This window comes from Vibrio sp. YIC-376 (assembly GCF_052353105.1).
Taxonomy (GTDB): domain Bacteria; phylum Pseudomonadota; class Gammaproteobacteria; order Enterobacterales; family Vibrionaceae; genus Vibrio.
Genome location: NZ_JBBWFK010000003.1, coordinates 325,350 through 341,838, shown reverse-complemented (window position 1 = coordinate 341,838; position 16,489 = coordinate 325,350). Strand labels below are relative to the sequence as shown.

Sequence of the window (16,489 nt, the reverse complement as noted above, 5' to 3'; positions counted from 1 at the left end):
GGCACTGCGATGCTTTTCGTTTATTACTGTTCTTCAGGAAGTGGGGCGTTAAAACCACGCAGTATGTTGGCTAACGTGATTGCAGAAAACAGGGCTATGACAATGGAAAGATGCCAGGCTTGACTCAAACCTAACTGCACCAGCGTCAAGCTGACAAGAGAAGACGTAATCATCTGACCTCCACCAGACATTGCGGCGGCCGAACCTGCTTGCTTCTTATAGGGTTGCATTACCAAAGCTTGTGCGCAGGGTAGCGCAATACCATTACCCAAAATCATCAGCAGTTGGCCCAGCATCAGGTACAAAGGCTCTATAGGGCAGAAAAACAACCAAATTGCAGCGCTGATATGTAGCACTGGGGTACAGAGCAGCATCTTCTTATTGCCAATGATGGGTCTGGCCCGATTACAAATCGTTGTACCACCTAACATTCCGAGGGCAGGGATTAGCGCCCACATCGCGTATTCATCAGAAGTCATGCCGATTTGGTTCTGCATAATAAATGGCATTACCGAAACGGTGGTGATCATCAAGCTAAAATTCATCCAACTGATGCTGGCAAAACTCATAAAGTAACGTGTCGAGAGTAAGTTGCGGTATTGGCGCAACATCGTTTTTGGTGATGGTATCGAAGAGCGATTCGGTATCGTTTCTGTAAAGCGGAAAGCGATAATGACCCACGCAACTGATACGTAACCCAGCAGTGAAATAAACACCATGGACCAGCCAAAGTGGAAGTTAATAAAACCGCCAATTACTGGCGCCATCAAAGGCGTAATAGAAGCAGCCATTGCGATGTAAGACAAGGCAACCGGAAGTTCACTACCGCTAAAGCGATCTCGGGTAGAAGCGCGTGCCAATACCGCACAGCAACCCGTTCCCAACCCTTGTAGAAAACGGCCCATGACCATACCTGCAAATGTGTCGCTTGCAAGGATGATCATAACTAAGCCTGACATCGCTATTAGTAAGCCAGTCAAGAGCACTTTTTTACGCCCTAATGCATCGGATACAGGACCGTAAATGAATTGTGACGGGCCAAATCCAAGTAAGTAAATACTCACTAATAGCTGAGCTTCATCAAGTGAAATAGAGAAGTCTTTTGCGATCCAAGGAAGGGAAGGCATAACTAAGCCCATACTTAGCTGGCCGACACTGATGATCAGGCAGGCGATGAGAATGGCACGAAAATGAATCCCTTGCTTCATGACGGTTCACCATCGGAAAGCCCCGTCTTACCACGTGTTCTTAATCCACCTTCGTCATCAAAGTCATTCAATTTTGCCTTGATACGTTTTACGGTTGATAGGCTAACCTCGCACTCCTCCGCAACATTTTGTAGCGTGTTCCCTTCAAGCAATAATGTGGCTATTTGCTGATGTTTGGCTTTATCAGCAGGTCTGCCACGAAACTTCTGTTTCCATACATCAGGTTGACCTTTGAGCGCTCGACGACCTTGCTCTGCCGCGAACAAGCGATGTTGGGTTTGCACTTTCCCATATCCTGAAAGCAAGGTTAGCAAGGTTTGAGCTTCGACAGAGTCCGGCTCAAAACACATAGGTTCGCACACCGTTTTAAGCGTCACTTTCTTATCAAGCAGTTGCTTTATCGTGTTAAGTGACTGATTAAAATCACGTCCAAAGGTGGTAAGCCACCAGATTATGACAGTGTCGCCGGGCTGAATGGCGTTAATTAATTGCTGGAATGCTTGGCGTTCTGCTGGTGGAACACAGCCTCGTAGTCGATCTTCAAAATGTTTCGCTTCGGGAGCGGCTGCTTTTAATATCTTGAGGTTTTCACTGTAGGCTCGGTTCCGAGGTGAATAACGCGAATAGAGGTAGGTTGCCATGGTCATTTGCCTCGTAAAATATGGCTCATATAAAGTAATAGCTCATAAATATACATGGGTTCATTAATGCTTTCAACACCAAATGAGCTAGTGGAAAGGAAGTCAGCAGTAGAAATAAAAAAAGCCAGTCAGAAACATTCTGACTGGCTTACTGCTCAGGTATTAAGGCAGGGGGGGGGGGACTTATCTATTCTTTCAGCTCGGTTCTTCTACTCTACCGAACACGAAAAACTAAGATAAGTAAGTGGTTACCACAAGGAGCTAAAACTGGTTATGCGGTTGCTTGTTTACCTTGCTTTGCTTTCTCGCGCACACCCAGTACGACTGTCAGGGCAAATGCGCTTACGAAAGAAATAATCATGCCGATAATGTAGTAGCTAATTTTGTCTGGCGAGATTGAGATGATGCCAGGTAAGCCAGCCGCACCAAGCGCTTGCGCTTTCACATTGAATAGGGTGATGAATGCACTTGCGATTGCTGAGCCTGCGATGGCTGCCAGGAATGGATAACGCAGCTTGAGGTTTACACCGAACATCGCTGGCTCAGTAATACCTAGAAGTCCTGTGATACCTGATGGTACTGCGATGCCCTTCATTTTTGTGTCACGAGTTGTGAAGCCTACCGCTAATGCTGCTGCACCTTGCGCTACGTTCGACATGGCTGCGATAGGAAAGATAAATGTGCCACCAGTTGTTGCGATGTCTGCCAGAAGCTGAGTTTCAATCGCGATAAAGCTGTGGTGCATGCCTGTGATAACAAATGGAGCATAGATAAAACCAAATAGTGCGCCACCGATAAAACCAGCAGAATCGTATAGCCAGTTCAGTCCGTCGCCCAGCATAAAGCCAAGGTCTCGAGTAAAAGGACCCACAAGCGTGAAAGTCACGAAACCGGTGATGAAGATCGCCAGCATCGGCGTCAGCAAGTTGTCTAAGACTGAAGGAATAATCTTACGCAGACCGAGTTCTACTTTTGCCAGAATAAATGCTGACACTAGAACTGGAAGCACTGAGCCTTGGTAGCCTACCTTTTGGATCTCCAAGCCCATAATGTTCCATGTTGGAACCGTTCCCGAAACAGATGCGCTGCCGAAGCCCCAGCCATTCAGTAAGTCTGGGTGAACCATCAGCATACCCAGTGCAGCTCCCAAGAATGGGTTACCACCAAATTTCCTTGAAGCAGAGAACGCCAGTAAAACGGGTAAGTAAACAAAAGGTGCATTGGCGAATGTGTTGATCATGCTCGCTAGATCAGCCAAGCCTGGATACGCGTCTATGATTGACTGGCCTTCAATAAACAGACCTTGCGCGGTAAGCAGATTGAAAAGCCCCATCAGAAGGCCGCCCGCAACGATCGCTGGAATGATTGGGACGAAAATGTCCGATAAGCCTTTTACTGCGCGTTGTACGATGTTTTGTTTTTGTGCCCCAGCAGAAGCAACATCATTAGTCGACATCTCAGCTAAGCCGGTTTGCTTTGCCATCTCAGCGTAGACTTGGTTTACGATGCCTGAGCCGAAAATAATTTGGTATTGGCCTGCCACTTTGAACTGGCCTTTTACGCCATCTAAGTTACCGACAGCTTCTTCGTTGACTTTTGCTTCATCTTTTAGCGCTAGGCGCAAGCGCGTAGCACAGTGAGCTAGGGCTTGAATATTCTCTTTACCGCCTAAATGCTCGAGTAGTTGTTTCGCTATGACTGGATAGTTCATTGCACACCCCGATTGGTATTGCTGAAATTTAAAATGTACACAAGTGCTATCGCCAATAGGTCAGCATGATCATTGTGAAAGATTCTGCTGCTCTAACGCCCACTTTCGTGGCTTACTTGGCTTAATATTACTCATCCCTTTCATAGTTTGTGGTCTGAGTACATATCAACACCTGACTTATCGTTTTTGTATTTTTGGGAACGTTTGCAAAATGGATTTTTGATGATTATTCACTGGCGGTCAAAACATAAGACTAAAATATGTGAGTGGGATCCCCATATTGGTCGACAAAATTCTGCTTAACGAGGGTAAAATCACGTTAACTAACTAGGGATACAGATAGATTTCTGCAAACAATCCCAATAAAGAATTGGAATAGGGGCAATATGGCAAGTTTGCACGACGTCGCGCGTTTGGCCGGGGTATCTAAATCCACCGTATCTCGCGTGATTAACAATGAGTACGGGGTAAAAGAAGCAACAAAAGTCAAAGTTCGTAAAGCCGTGGAAGAGTGTGGCTACGTAGTGAACCAAGTTGCGAAAGACCTTAAGTCACAAAAGACCAACTTAATTGGCGTGATCGTTCCTCGCGTTTCATCTCATGCTATTTCTCAAGGCGTTGATGGTCTGACGGCGGTTATTGAACAGTCAGGAAAGCACGTATTACTGGCCAATACACACCAGCTCTATGAGAAGGAAGTTGAGTACATTCAAATATTTAATCAAAAACGAGTCGAAGGTATCATTCTCTATGCGACCCACCTTGATGCGCAATTGATTAAAGCCATACAGCAATCTAATGTGCCTGTTGTGCTGGTAGGGCAGGATGGTTCGCTACACGATGTACCAAGCGTCGTTCATGATGATGTCCGTGTGGGGTTCGAAGCGGGCAATCGCCTGATTGCCGCAGGTTGTAAACGTATAGGTTTTATAGGTGTTCAAGGTGCAGATATTGCGGTTGACACACTGCGCTCCCAAGGGCTGAAGCAGGCTCTAGACTTCCATCAACAAGCGTTGCTATTCCATGCGCGTGGGGATTTCACTATTGAGTCGGGTTATCAACAAGCGCAGGAGTTAATAAAGACTTATCCGGATGTCGATGGTCTGTTTTGTGCGACCGACCGTATTGCCGTTGGTGCGGTTAAGGCTCTGCGCGAAATTGGGATTAAGGTCGGGGAGCAAGTCCGTGTGCTGGGTGTCGGCAATGATGAACTGGCAGGTATCAGCATTCCTAGCTTGTCTACATTCAATTATGCTTTTGATAAAGCAGGGGAAAATGCAGCTAAAATGTTACTTGAACGGATAGAAGGTCGTGGAGAGGAAATGAGCAAAGTGGTGCTGACCTTCCAAAATATTGAGCGTGAAACCTGCTAAAGGCCATTTTATTTTTCTTAAGCGCATTTAATCATAGGGAACGTTCCCGTAATGTTTTAAATAAAAGCCGATGCCATAATATGCATCGGCTTTTGTCTCTGTAGACTGGGATGTTGGCTTATCCTAAATACAGTTTATTTCGACTTCTGCTTAGGTTGATAATGCAATATCGCCATAGAAGTCGGTGAAAGCAGAACTTCGCCTTCGGCATGACCTGGATTTAAGTTGCGCACGTTGGTATCGCAAATCGTTATCCAGTTCTGTTTGCGATCGTTTGGTAACTTAAAGCGAGCAGTGGCATTGGTCTGGTTGATTAAATACACCAACTCTTGATCGTCTTTACCAATCCCGAGATGAAGTGCCACTGAGCTCAAACGGTTCCAGTCATCGTGCTCCATTAAGCGTCCATCGGTTCTACGCCAGAAAATGCGGTTATTATGTCGATTATCGCCACTGAACGAGCGAATAAATGGCACCATGTATTTTTTACGGTTGGCTACCATTTGCGACATCCATATTTTGAAATGTTGCTTACGTTCCGTCTGACTCCAGTTAAGCCAACTGGTTTCGTTGTCCTGACAGTAGGCATTATTGTTGCCACCCTGAGTATGAGACAACACGTCTGCAGTCAGGATGTGAGGAATACCAAAGGCAAATAGCAAACTCGCGATGAGGTTGCGTTTTTGCTTCTCGCGAGTCGCGATGATCATCAGGTTTTCCGTCTCGCCTTCTACACCGTAGTTTTCTGAGCGGTTGTCACCGTGTCCATCGCGGTTTTCTTCACCATTTGCTTCATTGTGCTTTTGTTTGTAGGAAACCAGATCCTGTAGCGTGAAACCATCATGGTAAGTGATGTAGTTGACGGTCAACTTGTATGGCCAATTTGCTGCGCTGTATATGTCACGAGAACCCATCAGACGGGTTGCAAACTCTTTTAAATAGCCTTGATCGCCACGCCAGAAGCTCCGAGATATATCGCGAAGCTTGTCGTTACACTCATTCCACCCAAATGGGAAATTACCAACCTGATAGCCATTTGGACCTATATCCCAAGGCTCCGCGATCAATTTTGTCTCTCGCAGAATCGGATCTTGCGCTACGGCTTTAAAAAACGCAGCTTCAGGGTTGTAATTATCACCCTGGCGGCCAAGAGTAGCGGCCAAATCGAAGCGGAATCCATCGACTTTGAACTCGCTGACCCAGTAGCGCAGTGTATCCATTACTAAGTTTAAAGCGGGCTGATATGTCAGATCGACGGTATTGCCACAGCCAGTATAATTCGCAAAGTGGGTGCCATGCTTGATGTAAAAACGTGAATCAAGGGCTTTGAGGTTGAAAATTGTCGGGCCTTCGCCACTTTCTGCTGTGTGGTTGTAAACCACATCGAGAATCACCTCGATACCATGTTTATGAAGTTCACGAATGGTTGTTTTCAGTTCGGTGACCGCATCCTTTTTCGCATAGCGAGGATCCGGAACCATAAACAGATACGGATTGTAGCCCCAATAGTTTACCTTTTTCATCTCTAATAAATGAGGTTCGTGCATACACGCTGCGACAGGTAGCAATTGCAACGTGTTAATGTTCTGCTGTTTATAAAAAGTCAACATTTCCGGAGAAGCCAGTCCGAGATAACGCCCTTTTTTACTTGCTTCGACGTTTTGATGTAACTGAGTGAGGCCTTTGACATGGGTTTCAAACAGCACCATCTCTTCTCTGGGAATACGCGGGTGATCCGTTTCCTGCCAATCAAAGGTGTCCTCAATAACGACACACTTAGGCATATCAAAGCTTTTGGCTGGAGTAAAAGGGGGCTGATAGTGGAGCGCTTTGTCTATGGATTTCGCGTAAGGGTCGGAGATGAGAAGTTTTTCATCTTGATGGGTGACAACATAACCATACTTTTGACCTGCTTTTATCTCAGGGATGAAGGTATGGCGTATACCCGCGTACTCTCCGGGTAAGTCGTGGAGAGTGTACTTACCTTCATCCGAAAATAAGGCCAGCTTAATGTCTTTATTCTCAGGCGCATGAATAGAGAAGTTACAGCCTTCTTTATTTACTGTTGCACCCAATGGGTAAGGATGGGATCGAAGTTGCGTCATCGGCGATTCTTTAATTAATTATTTATTGCTACCTATAGGAAACTATAAGTTAAAAACTTTGTCTTACTAAGGTCAACAGCTTTAAATAGAAAAGAAGATAAAATATTCATGTAATTTAATTACTTTAAATAATGGGTTTTATGTTTAAAGTTTGATCTATTTATCGTTTTGTATCCATTCGCCATTGAAAACATTTACGTTCTACTCCCTAATTTCGTGATATATCTAGATAAAACGCCATTCGGTATATTTTCTACTCCCTTCTCATCCCCCCTAATTTAGTTTGGGGCGGAGGAAGTCATCCTTTTACGCCTCGGGTAGTCTCGATACTGTTGAAACAAACGGGGACTTGTTCCCATCTTACCTCTCTTTCTATTGGTGCGTTTTATCTGCCTTTATTCACCGAGAGAGAGCAGGGAAGACAGAATTATAAATACCCTTAATGGAGTTAAGAATGAAAAAAGTAAGTGTAATTGCTGCAGCAGTGGCTGCTTCTTTAGCTGCTGGCTCTGCATTCGCAGTGGATTTTCATGGTTACATGCGTGCTGGCGTCGGTGTAAGCGCCGATGGTGGTCAACAAGTAACGTTCGAAAAGAACAAAGTTGGTCGTCTAGGTAACGAAGGCGATATCTACGGTGAAGTACAACTTGGCCAAGAAGTTTACAACAACAACGGCAAAACGTTCTATGTAGACTCTATGGTTGCAATGACTTCTAATGGCTCTAACGACTGGGAAAGTACTTCTACTAACTGTGGCCTAAACGATGCTGGCGACGCAGTTGAGTGTGTTGATGACGCGCAATTCGCTCTACGTCAGTTCAACGTACAAGCAAAAGGTCTGCTAAACTTCGCTCCTGAAGCGACACTTTGGGCAGGTAAGCGCTTCTACCAACGTCACGATGTTCATATCTCTGACTTCTACTACTGGAACATCTCAGGTGCAGGTGCTGGTATCGAAGGTATCGAAGCTGGCCCTGGTAAACTCTCTTTTGCCTGGGTTCGTAACGATCGTAGTGACATTGCTGATCCAAATAACGACGGTTCTGCAAACGTTAATACTCTAGACTTACGTTACGCGGGCCTTTCTCTATGGTCAAATGCAACTCTGGAAATGGGTCTTGACTACGCAATCGTGAACGAAACTGACGGTGCTTCAAGCGCAGCTAAAGACGCGAATGATGGCGTTATGTTTACGGCTGAATTAACGCAAGGTCTGGATTCTGGTTTCAACAAAACAGTATTCCAATACGGTACTGAAGGTTACTCGAAAGCGTTCGCATTCTACGGTGACGGTAGCTGGTACGGCGCAGAAGCTAAAGACGGTGCAGACGGTTACCGCTTTATCAACTGGGGTGTAATTGGTCTGGGCGATAACTGGGAAGTTGGTCACCAATTAGTATACGGTGTTGGTAACGACATGTGGGATGGTCAAGACGAGTGGGAAACATTCTCTGTAGTTGCTCGCCCAGTGTTCAAATGGGATGAAAACAACAAGACTATCTTCGAAGCAGGTTACGCTGTTGATGATAACGACGGTGATAAAAACAAATTCAGCAAGATTACTGTAGCGCAAGCATGGTCTGCTGGTTCTAGCTTCTGGGCTCGTCCGGAAATCCGTCTATACGCATCTTACTTAAATGCTGATAGAGATGATAACGCAAATACGTTTGATAGCGGTAATTCAGACGATTCATTCCAATTTGGTGTACAAGCTGAAGCTTGGTGGTAATCATCTAACCATTAAGTCCTAAATTGTCCTAGAATGATACAGCCAGAATTTATCTGGCTGTATTTATTTCAAAAACAATAAAAATTCGAGGTAGACAGTAATGAGAAAATGGCTTGCTCCCGTACTGCTGGGCATGTTGGCGTCTGGCTGTGCGTCTGTAGAACAAGTAGAGATGACGTCAAATGATCAGCAACAAGTGATCACTCAATCCGGTGAAATTCAATGGGTACCGTTAGATGTACCTGTGACTACTGATTTTGCTTTGACTGATAAAAGCCAAATGCTACTAGATGGCAACAGTGCCGGCGCTATCGCTGCATTCGCTCTTCCCGGCAATCGTGGTAGTCTCGATCTACAACTTGAGACATTCGTCAATACCGATCTTCAATTTTATGCGCCAAATGTCTTAGTGATAAACTCGGATGGAAAAACGGTTTACTCAGCAGATTTCTCAAAGTTTAAGTACGTACCAGCAAAAATGTTGGATAACGACAAATTCGTACTTAATCTCAATGTTATTCCTGACATGAGTGGTAAAGACCTTCATGTATTGGTTTATACCACTTCCGATGATCTAAAAGGAAGTTCTCAGATCCTGCATCCGGCTAAAGCCTATGCTAAGGCTCGCCATACTCAGCCGCCAGATATTGCTGATCCGCTTGCTAAGCACAGCCCACTAGGCCAGTTCCGTTTATCGGTATCTGCAAATGACATCATCACGACAAAAATCGTGGCGAAAAACGATAATATTCCTGAAGGTGCAGAATTAACCGGTTACTACCACCGTGCAATTGAACGAGCGGTAGCAGAAGAAAATATTCCTAAAGCCTTAACCCTACTTGATGAAGCGAAAGAGTTGGGTATTACAGGTGCTCAAGAAGTGTTTGTGAAAGCAGTAAATAGCAAATAATCGAATAAAAAGGGTCGGCATTATGCTGACCTTTTTTATAGAATATAAACGGTTAAAAAATACCCCTACATATAGTTAACCTTTTCACATATTTATTTTTATTTCTTTGTCTTTAATATTGCTTAGAGCAATAATTAAATACAGTTCCTCACCTGATTTCTCAATGATTGGGAAATAATTCTACACAAGTAATCAAGCTCAGAAAGATAAAGTTGAAATAACTTTTTCAGAATTACAATGTAGCTCGGATTAATATTATTTCTTCCTCGCTTGATGAACTTTACCAAATAAAAAGGAATAATTTGAATATGAATACGATGAAGACTTCACTTGCCGCTGCCTTACTTGTTGCCTTAGTTGGTTGCCAATCTACGTCTGAACCAGAAGCGGCTGCAACTCCCGTTAATTCTATGTCTGATGCGGAAGTGATTGCGTTCATGCAAGCATGTGATAACCCTGATAGTGCAGACAATGGCCCAATCAAAAAACCTCTGTTTGTCGTTGGTACGTTTGCAGATTCAAATTGGAAACATGTCCCTCAACGCCAATATTCTTACAAAGGAAATAACTTCTACCAAGCAGTAACGCAAGAGAAAGTGGGCTCATTCAAAATGCAATACGCGACTGAGTTATGGTTCCCACAATTTACGGCTAAAGGTAATCGAATGAATGTGGGTGAATTAACACCATTAACATTTGGTGGTTACGGAACAGACACGGTCGTTGATATTAAAGAAGACGGGAAATATGTGTGGAGCCTTCAATTTGAAGGGGAAGGTAAGCCGCTTAGTGTCATGGTAAATAAATGTCAGTAATCTTCTATTAAGTTATTTTTAGTTTTGCGTTTTATTTAATTAGCCCCTGCATGAATACATGTCGGGGCTAATTTTTTGGGAGAGCTTTATGAATAAGTATTTATATAAGTCCGTCTTGGCGTTTGCTGTGGCGGGAGCATTATCAGGTTGTAACTCATCCGGTGGCGGGAGTGGAAGTACTGAGTTACCTGACACTGGTTATGCTTGCCAAACCAGTGTTTTGGATCAGAGTAATCAGCTTCGTACCTACCAGATCATGGTTGAGAGCTTTGTCGATGGTGATAGCAGTATCGGCTTTGGCACAGGATATGGTACGAGTCACCATAATGGTGATTTGCAAGGTATCATTGATTCACTGGATTACATTCAGGATTTAGGTATGAATGCGATTTGGTTGACTCCCATCTTTGAGTCTGAAGCCATTGATGGTCAGGATGACTGGGCTGATCGCTTGGACGCAACGGGTTACTTTGCCACAGATTACTTCACCGTTGATCCACGCTTCGGTGATTTAGAGACGGCAAGAACGCTGGTGGATGAAGCACATAAACGAGGTTTGTATGTCTTTTTTGATGGCGTATTTGGTCACCACAAAGCAGGGCTGATTAAGCCATCTCCTTCCGGCTTATTGCCATCGGGGTCAAATAACCCAGTTGATTATCCAGCTAGCCTCGATTTTTACAAAGAAGTAGCAACCTATTGGATAAATGAACTGAAAATAGACGGCTGGCGTTTGGATCAGGCATATCAGGTACCGACGGATGCCTGGACACAGCTCCGTAAAGCAGTGGATCAAGCCTCACAGAATGTGACTTACGCCAACAGTGAAGGTAAACTGGTTCATCCTCTCGGTTACATGGTGGCTGAAATCTGGAAGGGGGAGTCAGATATTGCTGATGAAGCCTACGGCACAGACTCTGATCCTGCCTTGTGCTCCGCTTTTGACTTCCCGATGCGTTACCGTATTGTGGAAACCTTAGCGGTAAACGAAAGCGGTATTGGTGGCAGAGGCGTCGACTGGTTAGATGATGGCTACATTACGCATCAGCAATATCCAAATCATGCACAGCCAAATTTGATGATAGGAAACCACGATTTGGTGCGCTTTGGTGACTTGCTACAACGAGGTGGATTGGCCGATGTGAATGACGCGGAATACTGGCTGCGTCACAAAGCAGCGTTTGCGTTTCAGGCGGCTTATACCGGTCCGATTACCTTGTATTATGGTGATGAAATTGGTGATCAAGTGGATGGCTTTGCAGTAAAAGAAGACACCAATACTTGTGCCTTGGTGGGGCTGTGTGATGACCACGTCGCCAGAAGCAGCGCCAAAGTAGAAGGCATTACTGCAACCCTAGATGCTAATCAGGCTGACCTTAAAGATTATTTGCAATCTTTGATGGCTATGCGTGCTGCGCATCCAGCGTTATCCCAAGGTTCACGTACAAACGTGCTGGCGAGCAATGGCAGTTATGTTGACTTGAAAACATCTGGTTCAGAGCAGGTGTTGTTTACGTTGAATACGTTAGACAGTGCGAGAACTGTAATACTGAGCGAGGACTCCGTCGGCAGTAATAAAGATCTTGTGGATCTACTGACGAATGAGACGATCATCTCAAGTAACGGTCAGTATCAAATCCTGATGTCACCTTTGCAAGCTCGGTTCTTTACTGTCTCTCAATAAGATTGTATGAACTCTTTTCTCTTTTAAGCCAAGTGGTGTTGCCAATCTGAAAGGCACCACTTGGCTTTTTATTTTTCTACTCGAGTGGATACTAATCACGATAAATAATGGGTCATTTGGGCTTATCAAAATACAAAAAAGGGGGAAGCAATTGCTTCCCCCTTTGGTATCGAACAATCAATTAGTTTTGAGTGACTGTTACGATTGGTGCTGAGGTATCTGCTGCATTGAAGTGGAAGTTGTAGCTTCCGTCTGCTGGTACAGTGATACTGATGTTACCGCTTGAACCACCGACTTCCATCGTTAGTGGCGTACCGAACTCAATTGCGCCCTGACCACCGAAGTTAGTAGCATCTGCCCAATCTGAACTTGCGATCTTCATATCGAATGTGCCTGCAGTCAGGTTAATGTCTAATGAGTAGACATTGTTCGCGACATAGCTGAATTTCGCACTTTCGATAGCGCCCCAGCTTGCGTCTGTCACGTCACCACGTAGGTAAAGTGCAGTATCCCCAAACGTTGGTGCATCTGCAGATTTCGTTACCGAAACGACAGGTTTGTCTACACTTTCATCTTGAACGTTAAGTGCGTTAAGGATGAAGTTGTATTTGCCAGTTTCAGCCACAGTCAGCGTACAGTTATCACCCGTTCCCAGGTCAAGTGAATCTCCTGCCAGGTCAGCTACGCTACAACCAATATTTGGATTCGACCAACCAGCGTCCGCAAATTTGAACTCGTGGTCTCCTGCTTCCAATACGCCTGTTACAGAATACACGCCGTTACCGATGAAGGTCATAGCCCAGTCAGAGCTGTCAGACCAACCGTTCATTGTACCTTTCACGTAAACAACAGTTTCACCGTAAGGAGGGATGCTTGATACGTCTTTGTTCGACGTATTCACAGGCAGGCCTGTTCCTTGTGTGCCAGCTTGGGGTTGTACAAATACTGCTGTCGTTAGTGCAGGTACTGTGAAGGTTTCTCCGGAGAAGCTCGCACCTTTCACGACATCATCAGCAGAGTTTTGCTGAATGGTGTGAAGTACAAAGCCGCTCGCACCCGCTACAGTGAACGATTGTTCTTCAGACGATGAGTTAATCACCGCTACAATCGCGTCGTTGTTTGGATCCAGATCTTGGCCTGCGGACACACCGTCATCGATAGACATCACTATCAAGCCAGCGACTTGATTTTGACCAACGTTGCGGAAGTCGACTCGGTTCATGACTTCCTGAGCGGTATCCAGACGGAACAGTTCGCTTGAAGTACGGATTTTCAGTAACTCGAGGAATTGCTGTTTAGTTAGCTCAATGTCGGCCGTGTCAGGCTTCGCAGTGCTGTCACTTACGATAGTTTTGATAAGATCCCAGTTATCGCCGTCTTTGTCTTCGCGAGGCAAACCTACGTTCCAGTTGTTGTCACTACCATCAAAGAATACTCGGTTAAACCAGTCACCAGAATCGTAAGAGTCGCGCTGCATTGACTTAGAGCGAAGTAGCTCAGAACCCATGTGGATGAACGGAATACCTTGCCCCAACATCACTGTTGATAGCGAAACGCTTTGCATACGAGCACGCTCAGCCGAGCTGGTGTTTGTTGCGATCTTGTATGCGTTGTTATCCCAAAGAGTTTGGTTATCGTGCTTAGAAACGTAAGAGATGTTCTCAGAAGGCAATTTAGTGTAGCCCGCAGGCGCACCGTTGTAGTCTATGTTTTTACCAAGCTTGGTCTCACCTGCGTAATCCAGAAGTACATACTCAGCTAAGTTACCAGCCATGCCCAAACGAACTAAGTCTTGATTGTGCAGACGGCCACTCACTGAATCTGTGTCAGTCTTGGTTTCTTCGTTAGCGTATGCCGCGTTACCAAAACCCTGATTGTAGCGAAGTGAGTGTTTACCATCTGAATCGACACCACCATCGAATGGACCACCGCCACGAACCGCATCACGCAGACGGTCAGAGAAGGTACCAATCTCTGTGCCAGCCATGTTTAGTTGAGTCGCTTGATCAAATCGCGCGTCGTTGGCAACTTCACCAAAGTCCCAGCCTTCGCCATAGAATAGCGTGTTAGGGTCGATTTGACGGATTTGATCCAAAGCGTAAACCATCACATCTTTTGGCTGGTGCCCCATCAAGTCAAAGCGGAAACCGTCAACTTTGTAGTCCTTAGCCCACACCTTCAGAGAGTCAACCATAAGTTTACCCATCATCAGGTTTTCAGTTGCAGTGTTATCACAACAGGTCGAGTTTTCTACGCCACCGGTATTCACGTTTAGGCGGTGGTAGTATCCCGGTACGATTTTGTCCAGAACTGACTTCTCATTTGTGCCTGATGCGTTGGTGTGGTTGTACACCACGTCCATGATGAGCTTGAGGTTCATCTTATGTGTTGCCTGAACCATTTCACGGAATTCAAGAATACGTTGAGAGCCGTTCGGGTTTGTCGCGTAGCTTCCTTCAGGTACGGTGTAATGGAATGGATCGTAACCCCAGTTGAAGCTATCCAAAGCGCGTAGATCGCTCATCAATGCCTGTGCTGAATCGGTTGAAGGATCGTAGCCGTTCAGTACATCCTCAATGATTTTCGCATCATCTTCACTTTCACAGATTGCTGCATCTGGTTTAATGCCACACAGTTTGCCGACGGTGTCATTGATATCTACGCGATTGTCTGCATTTTCATCTACAGTTGCGATATCAAATGCAGGCAGAATGTGTAGTGTTGTTAAACCTGCGTCTCTCAGCGCTTGAAGATGAGATACAGACTCACGATCTGCTTCTGTTAATGCCAGGTATTTACCGTTGTACGCTGGTGTACCTTTGGAGTCGTTGAAACTGAAATCACGAAGGTGTGACTCGTACAATACGTGATCTTCATCTTTCTCAACTGTTGGGCGATCGTAGTTGTCCCAGTTTTGTGGCATTAAGCTCGCATCGTCAAGGTCGACAACTTGTGAGTAAAGTGAGTTTAGAGACAAGCTTAATGAGTATGGGTCGGTTACCAAACGTGTTTCCACCACCCCCGTTGTTGGATGGTAAACCTTCACTTGGTAGCGGTAGAATTTGTTCACTACGTTACTTTGTGGCTCTGAAACCCAAATACCAGTGACGGCATCTTCCGTCATGGTAACGGTGGACTCTTCTTGCAGGTTCTCATCGTAGATAATCAAAGAAACGTCTTGAGCCGTTGGTGCCCAAAGTTTAAAGGTTGCTGCGCCGCCTTCTACGATAGCGCCCAGCTCCTGGCCGATGGCGTTACCAGCATCTGCATCGGCAAAGACAGCATCCAATACACCTGGTTTTTGAACTTCAGTGGCAGAAATAACATCACCATCGGCATTATAAGCCACCACCACGATTTGTGATTTCAGAATGGTGCGTAGAGTCGCGTCATCTACATCGATCCCCGCTGCTTGCAGACTCGATAGGTGACGGAAGCGAGATTTCAATTCGTCAGACAGATCACCTGCTTTGCTTAGCTCTACCGCCGTGCCGCCAGTGATCTGTTTGTTTTCATCCATCTGGATGTCGTTGGTCAGGCTGTAGTAAAGCTTCATTGAATCAGCGTTTGCTGCTGCTTCCCACGCGATCGTGGTTGCATCTAACCAATGTGCTTTTTGACCGTCGACGTCGACTGGGCGCTCTTCGATTGGCTCATAGTAAAGTTCGCTACTACCGTGAAAACCAAATACCCCTTTGGATTCGCCAATCTTAGTCAGCTCAACCTTAGAGTTTGAACTGCCGAAGGCTTTGTCATCTCCATTGTGTAAGATGAAGTTCATACATTCGTATGGGTCAGACGCGTCAGGGTCCACTTTAAGCACGTAGTACGCGCCGTAGGTATCGCTGATGCCATCGAATGGGCGAGGCGATGACCAATCTGTACCGCCACTTGTAATGCCCATGGCATCTAAATCGGTACTGGTACAGCCTTCACCGTTCCATAGGTGCAGACCCCAGCCATCGTAGTCGCTTGCTGACGATGCAGAGGCAACATCACGTTTATAATAAACAACAACTTCATTCTCTCCCGCAGGGTACAGGCCTGAACTTGGGCTGGTGGTATTGTCGTCGGTACTGTCACTGCCACAACCGCTGATCACCACGACGGAAATCAAAGGCAGTATGGTTTTGGCAATTGTTGATAATTTGAATGTTTTTTTGTCCACGTTTACAAATCCATTTTTATTGAATTGATATAAAGAGCGCGTCGGTTTTCTGGCTCAAGAACGAGAAGAACAACACGTCCTATTTGGTGCAAATGCCGAAAGGAAATGTTCAAAGAGATGCTAATACACTGAATCATCAGCAAAA

General features: G+C 45.3%; 10 protein-coding genes. 5 read left to right on the top strand and 5 right to left on the bottom strand.

What is annotated here, in order from left to right; all coding sequences use genetic code 11:
• Positions 1–23: 23 nt before the first annotated feature.
• The 3 genes from WJM94_RS08495 to WJM94_RS08485 all read right to left on the bottom strand — a co-directional run bounded on the left by WJM94_RS08495 (position 24) and on the right by WJM94_RS08485 (position 3,560).
• Complete coding sequence (locus WJM94_RS08495) at positions 24–1,208, bottom strand: multidrug effflux MFS transporter (RefSeq protein WP_444493817.1); 1,185 nt, start codon at positions 1,206–1,208, stop codon at positions 24–26.
• Complete coding sequence (locus WJM94_RS08490; protein WP_444493816.1) at positions 1,205–1,849, bottom strand: recombinase family protein; 645 nt, start codon at positions 1,847–1,849, stop codon at positions 1,205–1,207. Before WJM94_RS08490 ends, WJM94_RS08495 begins: the two co-directional genes overlap by 4 nt.
• A gap of 271 nt (positions 1,850–2,120) precedes the next feature.
• Positions 2,121–3,560, bottom strand: a complete 1,440-nt coding sequence (locus WJM94_RS08485; protein ID WP_444493815.1) for a sucrose-specific PTS transporter subunit IIBC — start codon at positions 3,558–3,560, stop codon at positions 2,121–2,123.
• 386 nt (positions 3,561–3,946) lie between these two features.
• On the opposite strand from WJM94_RS08485, the gene WJM94_RS08480 reads away from it, so the two are divergent.
• Complete coding sequence (locus WJM94_RS08480) at positions 3,947–4,933, top strand: LacI family DNA-binding transcriptional regulator (RefSeq protein WP_444493814.1); 987 nt, start codon at positions 3,947–3,949, stop codon at positions 4,931–4,933.
• 134 nt (positions 4,934–5,067) lie between these two features.
• Here WJM94_RS08480 and glgX read toward each other — a convergent pair whose 3' ends face one another.
• A complete protein-coding gene (gene glgX, locus WJM94_RS08475; protein WP_444493813.1) occupies positions 5,068–7,038 on the bottom strand; it encodes a glycogen debranching protein GlgX in 1,971 nt (656 codons plus the stop codon).
• A 454-nt stretch (positions 7,039–7,492) separates the two neighbouring features.
• Between glgX and WJM94_RS08470 the strand changes: the two genes are divergently transcribed.
• The 4 genes from WJM94_RS08470 (at position 7,493) to WJM94_RS08455 (ending at position 12,176) form a co-directional block, all read left to right on the top strand.
• Positions 7,493–8,767: a maltoporin gene (locus WJM94_RS08470; protein WP_444493812.1), complete on the top strand. Its 1,275-nt coding sequence runs from the start codon at positions 7,493–7,495 to the stop codon at positions 8,765–8,767.
• Positions 8,768–8,867: 100 nt separating this feature from the next.
• Complete coding sequence (locus WJM94_RS08465; protein WP_444493811.1) at positions 8,868–9,677, top strand: MalM family protein; 810 nt, start codon at positions 8,868–8,870, stop codon at positions 9,675–9,677.
• A gap of 308 nt (positions 9,678–9,985) precedes the next feature.
• Entirely contained in the window at positions 9,986–10,492 is a 507-nt protein-coding gene (locus WJM94_RS08460) for a glycosidase (protein ID WP_444493810.1), read from the top strand.
• Positions 10,493–10,580: 88 nt separating this feature from the next.
• Positions 10,581–12,176, top strand: a complete 1,596-nt coding sequence (locus WJM94_RS08455; RefSeq protein WP_444493809.1) for an alpha-amylase family glycosyl hydrolase — start codon at positions 10,581–10,583, stop codon at positions 12,174–12,176.
• A gap of 181 nt (positions 12,177–12,357) precedes the next feature.
• Here the strand turns inward: WJM94_RS08455 and pulA are convergent, their stop codons facing one another.
• Complete coding sequence (gene pulA, locus WJM94_RS08450) at positions 12,358–16,344, bottom strand: pullulanase-type alpha-1,6-glucosidase (RefSeq protein ID WP_444493808.1); 3,987 nt, start codon at positions 16,342–16,344, stop codon at positions 12,358–12,360.
• Positions 16,345–16,489: the final 145 nt, after the last annotated feature.

What these genes read in the sequence shown, in the direction of transcription:
- WJM94_RS08495 (WP_444493817.1), bottom strand. Translation starts at nt 1,208, where the DNA reads ATGAAGCAAGGGATTCATTTTCGTGCCATTCTCATCGCCTGCCTGATC.
- WJM94_RS08460 (WP_444493810.1), top strand. Translation starts at nt 9,986, where the DNA reads ATGAATACGATGAAGACTTCACTTGCCGCTGCCTTACTTGTTGCCTTA.
- glgX (WP_444493813.1), bottom strand. Translation starts at nt 7,038, where the DNA reads ATGACGCAACTTCGATCCCATCCTTACCCATTGGGTGCAACAGTAAAT.
- WJM94_RS08470 (WP_444493812.1), top strand. Translation starts at nt 7,493, where the DNA reads ATGAAAAAAGTAAGTGTAATTGCTGCAGCAGTGGCTGCTTCTTTAGCT.
- WJM94_RS08465 (WP_444493811.1), top strand. Translation starts at nt 8,868, where the DNA reads ATGAGAAAATGGCTTGCTCCCGTACTGCTGGGCATGTTGGCGTCTGGC.
- WJM94_RS08485 (WP_444493815.1), bottom strand. Translation starts at nt 3,560, where the DNA reads ATGAACTATCCAGTCATAGCGAAACAACTACTCGAGCATTTAGGCGGT.
- WJM94_RS08480 (WP_444493814.1), top strand. Translation starts at nt 3,947, where the DNA reads ATGGCAAGTTTGCACGACGTCGCGCGTTTGGCCGGGGTATCTAAATCC.
- WJM94_RS08455 (WP_444493809.1), top strand. Translation starts at nt 10,581, where the DNA reads ATGAATAAGTATTTATATAAGTCCGTCTTGGCGTTTGCTGTGGCGGGA.
- WJM94_RS08490 (WP_444493816.1), bottom strand. Translation starts at nt 1,849, where the DNA reads ATGGCAACCTACCTCTATTCGCGTTATTCACCTCGGAACCGAGCCTAC.